We start from the raw sequence: 14,536 nt of genomic DNA, 5'->3' as shown, positions 1-14,536 counted from the left end.
CGATGGCGATGAACTGAACCAGACCCGACGGCGCTTCCCCCCCCGGAACCGGGGCGTACCTTCGGCGCCATGCCACGCAGTCCAATCAACATGCTCGTGAGTGGGGCACTAACCTTGCTCTGCTCCGCCGCGGCCGCGGGCCCGCTCACCCGCGAGCCCTATCTCCAACAGGTGACCATGGAGAGCGCGCTCGTCGTCCTGGGCGTCAAGAACCCGTGCATCGCGACCCTGCGCCTGGGCGAGACGGGGCGTGCCCTGGAGCCCGTGGCATCGGACGGAGCACCCCGGACCACGCACGTGATTGCCTTGAAGAACCTGCGGGCGAACACGGCGTATGACTACGCCATCGAGGTCTGTGGCGAGTCTGTCGGCCCCTTCACCTTCCAGACCGCGCCTGGGCCCGGAGACCCGATTCAATTCATTGCCCTCGGCGATTCTGGCACGGGGAGCACCGCCCAGATGCGGGTGGTCGAGGCCATGCGCCGGGTCCAGCCTCAGCCCCAATTGCTGCTGGCCCTGGGAGACAACGCCTATGCGTCCGGCACTCATGAGGAGTTCCAGAGCCGCTTTTTCACGCCCATGGCGAGCATGCTGCGCCGTGCGCCGGTCTTCGCGACCCCGGGCAACCACGACTACGCGACGGAGACGGCACAACCCTACTTCGACAACTTCCACCTCCCCACCAACAACCCCACCGGCACGGAGCGGTACTACTCCTTCGAATGGGGTGACGCGCACATCGTCTCCATCGACACGAACTGCGCGATGGGGCTGGCGGGGGGCTTGTGCTCGCCCCGGGAGCAACGCGAGTGGCTCATCGACGACCTCCGCGCGAGTCCCGCGAAGTGGAAGCTGGTCATCATGCATCATCCCCCCTTCTCTAGCGGGGTGCATGGTGACGACAGCCCGATTCGGGGGCTCTTCGCCTCCCTCTTCGAGCAGGGCGGCGTCGACCTGGTCCTGACCGGACATGACCACGACTACGAGCGCACGTATCCCCTCCTGGCGGAGAGCGTCGCCCCCAAGGAGAAGCGGGGGGTCACGTATCTGGTGGTCGGGTCGGGAGGCGCGGTGCTGCGCAAGTTCCCCCGGCGCCAACCCGCCTGGAGCGCCGCGCGCAATGACAAGGACTATGGCTTCCTTGATGTGCGCATCGACAAGGACGTGCTCACGGGAAGGCTGGTGTCAGCGGACGGAGGGATCGCCGACGAGTTCGTCATCTCCAAGCGCTTGGACCTGCGGCTCACCGCAACCGCCACCCCGACAAAGGGCCCCGCGCCGCTCACCGTGGCCTTCACGGCCGTGCCCAGTCACGAAGGTGCGAGCATCGCGTGGCTCCAAGGCGAACGCTCCAGTCTCGGCACGGGCCCGACCCTTACGCATGTCTTCACCGAGCCAGGGCGATATCAGGTCCAGGTCCGGGGCACACTGGGGTCCGCAAGCACGATGAACTTCCTCCCCATCGAAGTGGAAGCAGCCCCACCGCCCCCTCGCGTATCCGAGCCATCGGTACCGCCTCCCCTTCCATCCCCTCCCGTGGATGCATCACCGCCTCCCAGGCCTCGACCCGAGGTGACGACGACAGCCCCACCGCCTCCAAGGGGTTGTGCCGGCAACGCAATGGGTTCCTTCGTAGTCACGCTCCTCGGAATCAGCCGCAGACGCGCAACTGGCTCCAGGACGAAGCATGGCTGAGGCAGTCGCGCCAAGAGCCTCTTTCGGTAGGAGCGAATGGAACCAGGTGATGATGCCCAGCGCGAAGTGCAGCATCGCGACATAGGTGTCTTCCCAGCGCACCAGCAGCCGCCGGAAGCAGTTGAGCCAGGAATGAGTTCGCTCGACGACCCATCGTGGCAAAGGGCGTCCACGCCGTGCGCATCTGGGAGCGCCGTCTCAGCGCCCGGAGCGTGAAGCCATGCTTCTGGGCCAGCTCGCGTACGGCCCTGAATGCATGCCCCAAGTCGGAGCACAGCGCCTGACGACGGCTATACCCTTTGCAACCAGTCCGCCACGGCGGCCCCCGCGTCGTAGCGCGCCTGCACGATATCGGTCAGGCCATAGTCCGTCGCCAGCTCGACACGACTGTCCGGGTACTTCAGAAGAAAGCGCTCCAACGCAGGCCATAGGACGTGCTGCACCGCGAACTCGTCGGCGGTCAGCCGGACGGTGCCAGACGGCCGCTCGCGCAGGTGGCCACGTGCGCGAGCCCTTCGGCGAAGGTGCCTACACGGGTGCTCATGGCTCCTGACCGCGCGCCCATGAGCTGGGGCGATGGGCGCTCCAATCGGCCGTCGCTAGCGCTTCGGCGTTGGCCGCTTCTCCGACCACGACAGGAGCTCGTCGAGCGCCGGGCAGAGCGACTGCCCCCACTCGGTCAGGTGGTACTCGACCTTGGGCGGCACCTGCGCGTGAACGATGCGCGCGACGATGCCGTCCTGCTCGAGCTGCCGAAGCTGCTGGATGAGCATCTTCTGCGTGATGGCTGGAATGGCGCGCTCCAGTTCGGAGAATCGGAGCGTCTTCCCACCGAACAGGTGGAAGAGGATGACGAGCTTCCAGCGGCCCTCCAGCATCTGGATGGCCTCCTCGATGCCGCTGGCCGCCGTCGCTGGCGTATGGCCCCCATGCTTACCCAAAAGTATGTACCTCACTTTTTCGTGTGTTCTTGCGGCCCAGAACCGTACTCATTACAGATTGAGCGATGCAAACGACACCTGACCAGCTCCCCAGCCTGCCTGCGCCCATCGCTGGCTACTTCGCACACGAGAAGACCAGCCCTGCCGCCGTGGCTCGGTGTTTCACCGATGATGCCGTCGTCGTAGATGAGCGCCGCGAGCACCGCGGGCGCGCTGCCATCGAGGCGTGGAACGCCGCCGCGAACAGCAAGTACAAGTTCACGACGACATTGCTCGCGGTGGAGTTCGACGGACCTCGCACCACGGTGCGTGCGAACATCGCGGGCAACTTTCCAGGGAGTCCCGTCGAGCTCCGCTTCCGCTTCACCCTCGCGGGTGGACTCATCACTCGACTGGAGATTGCACCGTGAGTTTCGATCTCGAACTGAAGAACCGCCGCGCGCTTGTCACAGGAGGCACGAAGGGCGTCGGCGCGGCGGTCGTCGGGGCCCTCGTCGAGGCCGGCGTCAAGGTGGCCACAACCGCACGTACCGTTCCCCGCGACACGTCTGGCGTGCACTACATCGCGGCTGACATCACGACCGTCGAAGGCTGCGCGCTGGTGGCGCGGGAAGCGCTCGCGCACCTCGGTGGTATCGACATCCTGGTGCATGTGCTCGGCGGCTCGAATGCTCCCGGCGGTGGCTTCGCTGCGCTCGGCGAGGACGAGTGGAAGAAGGAGCTCAATCTGAACCTGATGCCCGCGGTTCGCATCGACCGAGCGCTCTTGCCGTCGATGCTGGCGCAGAGGGCTGGCGTCATCGTCCACGTCACGTCCATCCAACGCGAGTTGCCCCTTCCAGAATCAACGACGGCGTATGCCGCGGCAAAGGCGGCGCTGTCGACCTACAGCAAGTCGCTGTCAAAAGAGGTGGCGTCCCAAGGCGTGCGAGTGGTCCGCGTCTCGCCGGGCTGGGTGGAAACAGAAGCCTCGGTGCACTTGGCGGAGCGCCTCGCCCAGCAGGCCGGCACCGACTACGAAGGTGGCAAGCAGATCATCATGAAGTCGCTAGGCGGCATCCCGCTCGGCCGCCCTGCCAGGCCTCGCGAGGTCGCCGACCTCATCGCGTTCGTCGCGTCGCCGAGGGCGGGCGCCATCACCGGCACGGAGTACGTCATCGACGGCGGCACAGTGCCAACGGTGTGAGCCGTGGGTTCAGTGCTTCTGACCTCGCCGCGTTCGCCCGGATGCACGCCGTTTCGAGCCAGCGGAGCCTCGCCGGAACCGCTGCGCGCGGGAGGCGTGCTCCGGGGCGGAGGCCGGCTGCGCTTGGGCCCGCTCCCGTCCCCCGCCGCCGTCGCGCTGTGACCCGCGCTTCGGCCGCTTCGAGCCGCCCGACTGCATCGATTGACTGAGCGACTGACTCGCGTCCTTCGCCACGCCTCCGGGCCCGAGCGTTCCCTTCACGGCCTCTCTCACGGGTCCGCCGGGCCCGAGCGCCTGGTTGGCAACGCCGCTGACCGTCCCCCCCGGTTCCAACGCCCCCTTCGCCGCCCCTCCCACGTCCTGGACGGCCCCGGACACCGCGCCACCCGGCTTCAGCGTCTCATGCGCGGCCTCCCCCACCTCGCCAATCGCGTGCCCCACGGGACGCAGCAGGCTGGCGAGCAACTCGGGGTTGGCATCCAGCGTCTGGAGCGCGCGGTCCAGGATTTCATAGACCCGTTGGAGCCGGACCTTGAGCAGCGCCTGGGCCTCCACGCCCTTGATGGTCAACTGAACCTTCTCGATTCCCACGTCCGCGCCCACGTCGAGGCGCACGAGATTGGCGAGCTCGGCGTGAAGGGAGACGCGCGCGTGCAGGTCTTCCACGTCGAGCGAAATCTCGTCGACCTTCACCGTCGGAACGTCGAGCAGGACGTCCGGCACGAGTTCAATGGGTCCTTCGTCGACCCCCGCCTGCGCGAGCGCATGCCGGGTATCCTCACGCGTGGCCTCACCGCTGCGCTGCGACCCCTTGTCTTCAGCCTTTGTTCCATGTGAACGCCATGCGCCCCAACCCATCTTTCTTGCCACGTTCGGCCTCCTCCCTTTGTCCAAAGTGAGGAGCGGACGACAGGCCTGGCACCCGCGATGAGCGGGGACCTCGCTTCACTGGCCTCGGCCCTTCGCGATGCCCTGACGAAAGGCCGCAAGGCCGCTCGCGCAAGCCTCCTGGGTCCCCATGGCTGCATGCCGGCACGGACTGGCGCGGCCGGCCAGGGAGGGCGTCTCCAGATTGTTCAGGGACCGGTGACCCACATCCCAGGGAGCCCCCATGCCCTCACGTCGACAACCCCGCTCGAGTCGCTCGCGCCCTCCCCATGCGCCCATGAACGGACAGGCGTCCGAGCTGAACGATGACGACGCAGGCATTGCCGCACGAGCCCGAGGTGACTCGCTCGTCGTGCATGCCATCCAGGGTGTTCAGGTCCGCACCTGGTCGTCTCCTGACTTCGAGAGCGTCCACACCTCCTACCGGACTGGCGTACCGACGCCCCTCACTCCGGGGCGCTACGGCCCCTTCGAAGCGGCCGTGCGTGTGGGGACACGGATTCCCGAGCCTCCAGCGGCCCCAGCGTCCAGCGGTGCTCGGGCCTCGCGGAAGCGCTCGGGGCGAAGGCGGAGGTGAGCAGCCATCCGCGGGCAGGCGGGACCGCGCCGTCCCCGCCCGGCGCTCACCGGCCTTTCCGGTCGACCCGCTCCAACCTGCGCCGGGCAGGGCCTTCTTCGGGTTCGGACCGCAGTGATTCCAGCTGCTCGACCGCCGCGTTCGCCGCCACCTGCCGTACGGACGCCAGGACCTCCTCGAGCCGCCCCGAGGCATCCAGGCGGTCCGCCAGGTCCCGCGCCTTGCCCGCCGCGCGTGCATAGGCGCGGCGCTCCAGGCCCGATGCAGGCACGAGGGAAGCGGACAGGAAACCCAGGGCCAGGACGCCAAGCCCCGCCCCCACGGGATGCTGCTGGAGCGTCTGCGTGGTCCACGTCCGAGCCCCCTCCGTGCGCGAGCGAGCATCCTGTCGCGAGGGAAGCTTCCCCCGCAGGCGCCCCGCGACCGCCCGTCCCTTGTCACGGACCGTCCGCAATGGCGCCAGGCCCCCTTGCGTCATCCCTGGAGCGTCACCGCTCCTGCCCTTGCGCTCCGCCGCCTTGTTCGCGCTCCGCCGCATCACTCGGTTCCCCCTTCCACGTCGCCAGCGCTGCTGGCGCGAAACATCCGCCCCGCGAGCAGGCCCGCCCCCAGCAGCCCTGTGAGCAGCCACCCCGGGCGCTGCCGCACGAGCTGTCCCGTGCGATCCAGGAATGCCTCGACGGATTGCTCCTCCAGCCGCGAGGAGGCGCCGCGGAAGATGCGCTCTCCGGTCTCCAGCATGCGTTGCGAGGCCGGGCTTGGGGCTCGCCGGGTGGCGCTGCCCAGCCCCTCTGCCATGTCGTCCAACACGGACACGAGCACGCCTCGCTGGAAGTCCAGGCGGTCCATCACCCGGCCCCGGGCGTAATCCGCGACCTGGTCGAGTTGCTTCTGCGCAGCCTCCATTTTGGGTGATGCGCGTCGAGCCGGACCGCGCGAGCGCCCTCTCCCCTTCGTCTTCATCGAGGCCATGGTGTGCGTCCTCCTGGCACCGAAGGTAGACACCTTCGCGCCATCCCTGGGCAACCGGACCGCTCACGGCGTGGCCGTCCGGACGCGCATCGCGCGGGTGCCGTGCGGCCATGGCCGTCGCCACGTTGATTCATCAGGAGGCAGTCATGACGCCAGAGCAGGAGAAAACGCTTCACGAAGATGCCGTGGCAACGGTGGACCGGCTGGTGCGCAAGAACCCGGCGCTGGAGAAGGAGCTCCAGCAGGCCCGGGGCTATGCCGTCTTTCCCTCGCTGGGCAGGGCCTCGTTGGTCCTCGGCGGCTCGTACGGTCACGGCGAGGTGTTCGAGAAGGGCAAGCCGATTGGCTTCGCCACGCTGAGCCAGCTGACCATCGGCGTCCAGGTGGGCGGACAGACCCTGAGCGAGCTCATCTTCTTCAAGGACCCTGAGTCCATCAAGGCATTCAAGGGAGGGAAGGCTGCCTTCGCCGCCAACGCGTCCGCCGTGCTCGTGAAGGCGGCGGCGTCCGGAACCAACAACTATGCGAAGTGCGTTGCCCACGCATACTCGCGTGGCGGAATGGTGCTCGAGCTATCCCTGGGCGGGCAGAAGTTCACGTTCATTCCTCGTTCGTCGGACGCACCGCAGCAGGAGCACGGGGGCATCCTGGAGCGCTTCCGCAGGAAGGACTCCTCCGAGGAGCAAGGGGCTGAAGACGGCGCACCGCGCTCGCGGCCGCAGGCTGCGCACCCTCCTCCCGCCCTGACCACGGGCCTGACGGCGGCCGCCATGGTGCTCACCCGACTCATCAAGGCGCAGGCCAGTGCCCACCATGCATGACGGCTCCATGAGGGAAACGCTGGCACGACAAGGCCGGCGTGCGCTGAAGCTCGCGCGCAAGGAGCTGGATGTTCACCGCAAGCTCCACGGTGATGCACGGGCGGCACTGCACCGGATGGAGGCCCGCTCGCCGGAGCTGGCCCGTGCAAGGGCTCGGGCCTATGCCTACGCCGTCTTCCCTTCGTTGGGACAGGGGAGCGTCTTGCTTGGAGGCACCTGGGGGCTGGGCGAGGTCTTCCGGCATGGGCAGCTGATCGGTTACGCGGCGATGGGACAGCTCACCTTAGGGGTCCAACTGGGCGGCCAGACGTCTTCGGAGGTCGTCCTCTTCCAGGACCGGGAGGCGTATCAACGCTTCAAGCAGGGGGGGACCGGACTGGCACTCGGCGCGGCCGCGACCCTGGTCAAGGCAGGCGCGGCGAAGACACGGGGGCCGGCTGGCAGCACGAGGGTCTCGGTGGCCACGGATGGAGGGCTGTGGGCAGGCGCGGCGATTGGCGCCCAGCGCACCTTCGTCGTGCCCGCCGTCCTCACCCGCAGCGGTGCGTTGCGCCGGATTCTCACGTCCATACCTTCTTTGACACGAGGAACGCCGCCCCCCAATGCGGGCGGCACGAGGGAGAGCGCGATGGCCAAGGCGCAGACGAGCAACTCCGGGGGAAAAGGGCTGAGCAGACTCACCGCGGTCTTGAAGCGCCGGAAGGCACCGGTCGAAGAAAAGACACGCCCCCAGAAGGTGGCTGAACACACACGCGAGGCCATGCGGAGGGCCGGCGATCGAGGGCGCATGACGCTGGAGCACATGAGAGACCGGGTCCCCAGTGGAGACAGGCTCCGTGAGCGAGCAGGCAAGGTGCGCACCTGGGCCGCCGACCAGTTGGGTGAACACGCGGTGGCCATTGGCCTCACGACACTGGCGGCAGGCGTCGCGGGAGCAGCGCTGCTTCCCGTGTCGGACCGGGAACGCCGCGCGTTGGGCTCCGTGTCCCACAAGGTGAAGGGGCTCACCCACGCCGTCGGTAAGAATCCCCAGGTCGCCCGGGTGGCACGGTCCGTGGATGGCGCGGTGGCGCGTGTCCGCCACGACAATGGCGCTTCCACGGAGGAGAAGCCCCCGGCTCCCCGCACCAGGAATCCCGCGGCGACGCGTGGCAAGAAAGCCGCGGGCAGACCCGCGGCGGCGGCCAAGACGTCGCGCCGCCCGCGCAAGAAGGCCTCGGGACCCCAGCCCCGGAAATAGGCGCGGGGGGCGTTTCCCGCGTTCACCGCACAAGGGGATGCTGACGCGACGCGGATGAAGGCTCACGGGCAGGAACAGGCTGAAGCATCCCTCATCTGAATCAGGAGGACCTGGGCCCGCGCGCTGCGCGATGACGGCCTCGGTCCCCTCCGCCAGCACGAAGAACGTTTCCAGACATCGAAGCGCCCATTCGACAGCAGAGAGGAGCGCTGGGTGCCAGGGCAGCCCGACGTGCGAGTGCTGGTGTACCGCCCGAGCAACCCGCCTCCGGTGTCGGGGGCCATCTTCGTCGGGGGCCATCTCCTATGTGCACGGCGGCGGCTACATCACGGGCGTCGCGGAGATGACCGATGCGGCGTGTATGCAGCCCGGGCGTGATCCGCTTCAGTGGACGCCCGCCATATGCTGGTTGAACCAGCCCACCAGACGCTCGAGATGCTGCCCGAAGTAGTTGTAGGCGTGGAGTCGCTGATTGGATTCCTCTATCCGAGCAGCAACTTCTCCTGCGCGCCCAAGGCATTGAAGTTCGCCTGGCCATCGCGCTCGCCCAGCTCTCTTCGGGAGTCGGGCAGTCGGAGGTTCTCCTTCGTCGAAGGTGCTCCCAACACCGTGAACACGAGGACGACGCGCGCCAAGCGGAGGCGCCCGAGAAAGAGCCCGGGAGGCACCGCATCCAGCCTGCTTGAGGCTGGGAATGAGAACCCAGGTTCTTGCAGCTCGCGCGCTTCACAGGCTCGGACTCATCCAGCACATCGACTTCGTGGTGAGGCGATACCTCGACGAGGGCAGGCTCGAGCGCGTGCGCAAGCCGTGGTGCTCGCCATCCCCGGGGTTCTATCTCTGCGTCCCATCTCGAGAGATGCCCTCGAAGGTTCGAGCGCTCCGCGACTTCCTGTTCGAGAAGAGGGACAACCCGAGCGCTTCGGTCACGGCTCCGCGGCGCGCGAGGTCACCCAAGGTCCGACGTCGCTGACGGGGACGCACAAGCGCCCCCTGAAGTCCGCGCAGCGGGCCCAGGTCCAGGGGACCGTACGGGGCCTCGCCAGCGGGCGGGTCCTGGTACTGGGGGTGTCGCGCGTGCTGGAGGGCCCCACCCGCATCGCCCGGCACATGCCGCGTGGAGCGGAAGGACAGGAGCCAGCTCGAAACGACGAGCCTATCCGCCGTCCCGTGCGAGCGATTGGAAGACGAAGGGATAGGTGATGGTCACCACTCCCGTGCCCCAGGGCGCACGGAAGCGGGCCTGCGACAGCTCCGTCAGGAGGCAGGACAGGAACAGCGGATCGTTGAGCGTGGACTCGATGATGTCCGCGTCCTGGAAGGACCCCTGTGTGCCCTGGCCCACCAGCGTGAAGCGCACCACCACGCGCTGATCGCCCACGCCACGCTCGGCCACGGGCGCGTAGCACTTCTGGAGCCCGGGGCGGACGTCCTGGATGGCCGTCCGGATGTCCTCCTTGCGCACCGTGGTTTCCTCGACGGCTTTCACCGCCTTGACCGGCGACGGGCCAGACGCCTCCAGGCCCCCGGACGGGTCCTCGCGAGCCGGTTCGCCCGACGTCCCAATGGAGTAGGCGGCCCCGAGTTGGGAGGCGGGCGTGAGTGCAGGAAGCACCAGGATTCCCCCTCCATCCGTTTGGGGCGCGCGAGTGCCCCCCGGCTCCACGGCGGGAGCGGTCGCACGGACGGGCCTCGCCGCCTCCGTCACCGCGGGAACCTGGGACTCCCAAGCCCTCCAGTGACGAGCCAGGAGCACCAGGCCCAGCGCCAGCACCACGAAGAGGGGGAGCAGTTTGCGCACGTCCCCCACGATAGCGCCCCAAGGGATTTTGTTCCGTCGCCCGTTTTGGAGTGTCGGCCCCCTGGGTGCCCGCCCTTTCGGTGCGAAATTTGAACTCAGGGCGCTTCGAGGTCCGGCAGCACCTGCTGCGTGGGCGCATCAGGCGCCTGTTCGAGCGCGCCACCGTACACCTCCCCTTCGACCCGGTGGGGCATGGAGGGCGGATCCTCCGGCTGGCGCGAAGATGGCGCGCAGACAGGCAGCGTCTCCTTCAGGCTCCACCGGGTATACCGCCGCGCCACCATCTCCAAGCGAGGCGGGATGTACTCGCTGCGGAACTGATACTCGAAGCGCGTCACCGTACGCGTCATGGGCGCGTAACCGCATTTCTGACGGTTCTCGAAGCGCGTCACCATTCGCGTCCGCGGCACGGAGCGGCTCGTCTTCGAGGACGAGTCATATTGACGCTCGTAGTAGGTCTCCGAGACAGTGCGCGGCTCCATGACGAACTGACACTGATACTGGCTTTCAAACACAGTCTTCGTGACAGGAACCAGGTGGTATCGCATCTCGGTACGCCCCGGCGTACTTTGAAGCATTCGGGCAATCTCGACTGAAGACTCCGGCACGATCTCCGTCAAGCACTCTACCGGCTCCCCATCCTGGTCGCTCGCCAGCACGATGCGCACATCGCTGACGTAGCGCCCCCCTGCGGCTTCCGCGCGCTTCATGAAGTCGAGCAACAGCTGGGTACCATCCCGCCGGGCACCGAAGGCAACCGCCAGCTTCCACGGCTTGAGGCCGGAGGCTGCGGCCTCGTCTCTCGTTGTCAGGGTCACTCCGTTCGCCTGGTATCCCTGAGGCTTATGCATGCACCCAACGGCAACGAGAAACACCCACGCATGAATTGCAACCCGTCTCAAGAGCCCACCCTCCTGTCGACCGCTCGGACTTCATAGCAGGGCACAGGTGAAGGAGGCCCTGAGACACATTCCACTGTTCAAGCCAAAGACAGGGCTGACGCCGGGCGACTGCCGGAACAACTTCCTCGTCGGAAATGAAAGCGGCCAGGTCCAGCCTCATCCCCCCCGCTGGTGGCGGGCGTCATCGAGCGCATGGAGGAGGAGCGTGGCGTCACGACAAGAGGAGGCAACGGGCCTCGACCATGTGCGGGGAGCCGCAGCCCTCTCCCCTCTTTCCACTGCCAGCAGATGCCAGACCCCGGGTGTTGCCGCAAGCCCCCCCGGTCGTGCTCCACCATCGCCCGTTTCGAGTCAGGAACGGGAGGCCGACAGATGCAAACGGACGGGGTGACGCAGCACGCAGTGGTGATTGTGGGAGGGGGCCCTACAGGGCTGATGCTCGCGGCGGAGCTGGCGTTGGCGCAGGTGGACGTGGCCATCGTCGAGCGGCGCGCCAGTCAGGAGGTCGTTGGCACCCGCTCGCGCGGCCTGCACGCGCGCAGCCTGGAGGTGCTCGCTCAGCGAGGGGTCGTCGAGCGCTTCACCTCGCAAGGGCAAGCGGTCCAGAACGTCGCTTTCGGGCAGGCGCATCTGGACCTCAGTGACTTCCCGACGCGTCACAACCATGGGCTCGCGCTCGTGCAGCAGCGCTTCGAGCGCATCCTGGCGGAGTGGGTGGGCGAGCTGGCGGTGCCCCTCTACCGTGAGTGCGAGGTGACGGGCTTCGCGCAGGACGACACCGGCGTCGACGTCGCGCTGTCCGACGGCCGTGCGCTGCGGGCGAAGTACCTCGTCGGGTGCGACGGGGGTCGCAGCCTCGTCCGCAAGACGGCGGGCATCGAGTTCCCGGGGTGGGACGCGTCCATCAGCTACCTCATCGCCGAGGTCGAGATGAGCGGTGCGCCGGCGTTCGGCATCCGCCGGGATGAGAAGGGCACCTACGCCATGGGCCCGATGGAGGACGGACGCGTGGGCGTCGTGCTGAGAGAGGAGCGGGTCGGCACGGGCGACGCGCCGACCCTCGAAAGTCTGCGCGAGGGGCTCATCGCGCTCTACGGGACGGACTACGGCCTGCGCAGCGCCACGTTCCTCTCGAGGTTCACCGACATGACGCGGCAGGCGGCGTCCTACCGGGACCGGCGGGTGCTCCTGGCAGGCGATGCGGCCCACGTGCACTCGCCCATGGGAGGACAGGGGCTCAACCTCGGCGTGCAGGATGCCGTGAACCTGGGGTGGAAGCTGGCCCAGGTCGTGCGCGGTGTCTCGCCGGAGACCCTGCTCGACACGTACCAGGCCGAGCGCCACCCCGTCGCGGCCCGCGCGCTGCGGAAGACGATGGCGCAGACCGCGCTGAGCCGCGGTGACGCGCGGATGGACGCCGTGCGCGAGACGCTTTCGGAGCTGCTGCGGATGGACGGGCCGCGCAAGCAGTACGCGGCGATGATGTCGGGGCTGGACATCCACTACGACCTGGGCAACGGACACCCGCTGCTCGGGCGCCGCATGCCGGACCTCGACCTGATCACCCCTGACGGCCCCCGGCGCGTGTTCCACCTGCTGCACGACGCGCGGCCGGTGCTGCTCGACCTGGGCGAGCCCGGCACACTCGACATCACACCCTGGGCGGACCGGGTCCGGAGGGTCGCGGCTCATTACACGGGGGCGTGGGAGCTCCCGGTGCTCGGAGCAGTCACGGCGCCCGTCGCGGTGCTGATTCGACCGGACGGACACGTCGCGTGGGTCGGAGAGGGCACGGACCAGGGGCTGCGTGAAGCCCTGAGCCGATGGTTCGGACCGCCGCGTGCTTCTCTCCAGTGACGCGCGACGAAGGCCCAAACCCGCTGGCTGCCTGCTCCGCACATACCGCATCGCGACCGCCCGTGAGCCGAGCTCCAGCCGGCTCACGGGCGTCAAGTCGACACACTTCGAGAGCCCCGCGAACAAGGTCGGCCCATGGTCCACCAGCCTGGGATGCATCACGAACGGGTACTCATCGTTCAATCCCAGCTCCGCCAACGCCAATGGGAGCTTCACGCCTCCCACGAGCCATCCCCTCCCCGGCTCCCGCTTGAACCGCTGAACGGCCTTGTCCCAATCCCCACGCATCAGCAGGGCCGACGGGGCCTACCGGGCGTCGCTCGCGTCCACGGTGAGGCAGGGCTCCATCTTCTCGGGGGCGACGAGGAACCGCTGCTCGCGGCCCAGGTCCTGGGAGAGGCCCTGCGCCGCGAGGCCAATCTGGCCGCCGCCGTCGTACATCAGGGCCGTCCAGTCATTCTGCGAAGCCGGGAAGACGTTGTTCGCTGCGCCGGAGCGGTTGAAGTCCAGGGCGTAGGACGCGGCCTGGATGGTCCCATCGCCGTTGAAGTCGAGGTTGACGCTCGCGTTGCCGACGACCTGGACGTTGTTGAAGCGCAGCCCGCCGATGCGGGCGAGGTCCGCCTCCGTGGTCGGGGCGACGGGCGCGAAGGCAGTCTGCTCGTTGACCGACGCCTCGTTGAAGGAGGCCACCTGCACGCGCGAGTAGTCGAGCACGTTGTTCAAGCCGCCGATGCCGAAGCCATAGAACTGGTACTCGTAGTTCATGATGCTCAGGTAGTTGGGCTTGTAGTTGGAGTCGTCATTGCCGCCGTGGCGCAGTCCGATGTTGTGCCCCAGTTCGTGCATCAGGGTGCCGGCCTGCTGCAGCTCCGTGCCACCCCCGATGAAGCCCAGCGTCACCACGAAGTCATGCGCGGGGATGCCACGCGAGATACCGCTGGAGTTGCCCCCGCTGTAGCGGTTCGCGAACAGCATGTAGTGGAAATAGGGCGCGCGGCTGGCGTTGAAGTACTTCCCCTTGATGACGTCGAAGTCCGTCCACACGGGGTTCAGGTCCGAGTCGGCATCCGCGGCGGCGATCTCCTGGTCCACCACCAGGTGCAGCGTGATGCCCGTGGTGTTGTTCGGGTTCGTCACGGGTGCGTTGGCGAACGCCGTGGTGACCCGGTTCAGCATGGCCTGGGTGGGCTTGAGGCCGGGGTAGTAGTCCACCTCGATGAAGATGTCCTTCTTGAGCGGGTTCGCGCCGAGCGTCGGCAGGTCCAGGACGCCTCCGAAGCCGAACGCCTCCGCGTAGTCGCTGAGCCGGTCCCCGTCCGTGTCGGGGTTGTTGGGATTGGTGCCCAGCACCGCCTCCACGATGTCGCAGATGCCGTCGCCGTCCGTATCCAGGGCGCCCACCGGGCATCCAGGGACCGGGAGGGGCACGGCCGCCGCCGCTGCCACGCCCTGACGGGCGCTTGCCATCTCCACGTCCTGGAGGCTGGCATCGCCGCACCCGTTCAAGAAGAGGAGCACCACGGAGGCCGTCAGCAGGGACTTCCGAGTCTGGATCATACAATTCCTTTGCGCATCAACGACTGGCTTCACGCCAATCACTCCCCACATAAGAAATTCAATGATTATATTCTATAGTGGCTTTCACTTGGTTCC

Annotated in this window: 15 protein-coding genes and 1 pseudogene; 6 read left to right on the top strand and 10 right to left on the bottom strand. The window is 67.7% G+C overall.

Going from position 1 to position 14,536, the window contains the following annotated elements:
• Positions 1-114 precede the first annotated feature (114 nt).
• Entirely contained in the window at positions 115-1,695 is a 1,581-nt protein-coding gene (locus KYK13_RS09025; RefSeq protein WP_223643668.1) for a metallophosphoesterase, read from the top strand.
• Between the two features lie 27 nt (positions 1,696-1,722).
• On the opposite strand, the pseudogene KYK13_RS09020 reads toward KYK13_RS09025, so the two are convergent.
• From KYK13_RS09020 to KYK13_RS09015, 3 genes and pseudogenes are all read right to left on the bottom strand, one after another.
• A pseudogene (locus KYK13_RS09020) lies at positions 1,723-1,851 on the bottom strand (IS5/IS1182 family transposase); the annotation flags it as partial.
• Between the two features lie 134 nt (positions 1,852-1,985).
• Positions 1,986-2,189, bottom strand: a complete 204-nt coding sequence (locus tag KYK13_RS39230) for a LysR substrate-binding domain-containing protein (protein ID WP_370645404.1) — start codon at positions 2,187-2,189, stop codon at positions 1,986-1,988.
• 105 nt (positions 2,190-2,294) lie between these two features.
• Positions 2,295-2,636: a helix-turn-helix domain-containing protein gene (locus tag KYK13_RS09015; protein ID WP_223643667.1), complete on the bottom strand. Its 342-nt coding sequence runs from the start codon at positions 2,634-2,636 to the stop codon at positions 2,295-2,297.
• Positions 2,637-2,701: 65 nt separating this feature from the next.
• Between KYK13_RS09015 and KYK13_RS09010 the strand changes: the two genes are divergently transcribed.
• The gene (locus tag KYK13_RS09010; protein WP_223643666.1) at positions 2,702-3,046 is read left to right on the top strand and encodes a nuclear transport factor 2 family protein; all 345 of its coding nucleotides are present in this window, start codon (positions 2,702-2,704) and stop codon (positions 3,044-3,046) included.
• Positions 3,043-3,822 (top strand): SDR family oxidoreductase, encoded by a 780-nt coding sequence (locus KYK13_RS09005; protein WP_223643665.1) that lies wholly within the window; start codon positions 3,043-3,045, stop codon positions 3,820-3,822. Before KYK13_RS09010 ends, KYK13_RS09005 begins: the two co-directional genes overlap by 4 nt.
• A 9-nt stretch (positions 3,823-3,831) precedes the next feature.
• Here KYK13_RS09005 and KYK13_RS09000 read toward each other — a convergent pair whose 3' ends face one another.
• The 3 genes from KYK13_RS09000 to KYK13_RS08990 all read right to left on the bottom strand — a co-directional run bounded on the left by KYK13_RS09000 (position 3,832) and on the right by KYK13_RS08990 (position 6,259).
• Entirely contained in the window at positions 3,832-4,545 is a 714-nt protein-coding gene (locus tag KYK13_RS09000; protein WP_223643664.1) for a hypothetical protein, read from the bottom strand.
• Between the two features lie 788 nt (positions 4,546-5,333).
• Positions 5,334-5,825: a hypothetical protein gene (locus KYK13_RS08995; RefSeq protein ID WP_223643663.1), complete on the bottom strand. Its 492-nt coding sequence runs from the start codon at positions 5,823-5,825 to the stop codon at positions 5,334-5,336.
• The gene (locus KYK13_RS08990) at positions 5,825-6,259 is read right to left on the bottom strand and encodes a hypothetical protein (RefSeq protein WP_223643662.1); all 435 of its coding nucleotides are present in this window, start codon (positions 6,257-6,259) and stop codon (positions 5,825-5,827) included. The genes KYK13_RS08995 and KYK13_RS08990 overlap by 1 nt, the downstream gene beginning before the upstream one ends.
• A gap of 146 nt (positions 6,260-6,405) precedes the next feature.
• Here KYK13_RS08990 and KYK13_RS08985 point away from each other — a divergent pair, with 146 nt between their 5' ends.
• Together KYK13_RS08985 and KYK13_RS08980 are read left to right on the top strand one after the other, a co-directional pair.
• Positions 6,406-7,080 (top strand): lipid-binding SYLF domain-containing protein, encoded by a 675-nt coding sequence (locus KYK13_RS08985; protein WP_223643661.1) that lies wholly within the window; start codon positions 6,406-6,408, stop codon positions 7,078-7,080.
• Positions 7,081-7,087: 7 nt separating this feature from the next.
• Positions 7,088-8,320, top strand: coding sequence for a hypothetical protein (locus KYK13_RS08980; RefSeq protein WP_223643660.1), 1,233 nt, complete (start codon positions 7,088-7,090; stop codon positions 8,318-8,320).
• Between the two features lie 482 nt (positions 8,321-8,802).
• On the opposite strand, the gene KYK13_RS08975 is transcribed toward KYK13_RS08980, so the two are convergent.
• The 3 genes from KYK13_RS08975 to KYK13_RS08965 all read right to left on the bottom strand — a co-directional run bounded on the left by KYK13_RS08975 (position 8,803) and on the right by KYK13_RS08965 (position 10,939).
• Positions 8,803-8,955 (bottom strand): hypothetical protein, encoded by a 153-nt coding sequence (locus KYK13_RS08975; protein ID WP_223643659.1) that lies wholly within the window; start codon positions 8,953-8,955, stop codon positions 8,803-8,805.
• A gap of 521 nt (positions 8,956-9,476) precedes the next feature.
• On the bottom strand, positions 9,477-10,121 hold the full coding sequence (locus tag KYK13_RS08970; protein WP_223643658.1) for an AgmX/PglI C-terminal domain-containing protein: 645 nt from the start codon (positions 10,119-10,121) through the stop codon (positions 9,477-9,479).
• A 95-nt stretch (positions 10,122-10,216) separates the two neighbouring features.
• Positions 10,217-10,939, bottom strand: a complete 723-nt coding sequence (locus tag KYK13_RS08965) for a hypothetical protein (protein ID WP_223643657.1) — start codon at positions 10,937-10,939, stop codon at positions 10,217-10,219.
• Positions 10,940-11,395: 456 nt separating this feature from the next.
• Between KYK13_RS08965 and KYK13_RS08960 the strand changes: the two genes are divergently transcribed.
• A complete protein-coding gene (locus KYK13_RS08960; RefSeq protein WP_223643656.1) occupies positions 11,396-12,880 on the top strand; it encodes an FAD-dependent monooxygenase in 1,485 nt (494 codons plus the stop codon).
• A 306-nt stretch (positions 12,881-13,186) separates the two neighbouring features.
• On the opposite strand, the gene KYK13_RS08955 is transcribed toward KYK13_RS08960, so the two are convergent.
• Entirely contained in the window at positions 13,187-14,440 is a 1,254-nt protein-coding gene (locus KYK13_RS08955) for a hypothetical protein (RefSeq protein ID WP_223643655.1), read from the bottom strand.
• Positions 14,441-14,536: the final 96 nt, after the last annotated feature.

It is taken from the genome of Corallococcus sp. EGB, assembly GCF_019968905.1.
Taxonomy (GTDB): domain Bacteria; phylum Myxococcota; class Myxococcia; order Myxococcales; family Myxococcaceae; genus Corallococcus.
This window is presented reverse-complemented; position numbering and strand designations above follow the sequence as displayed.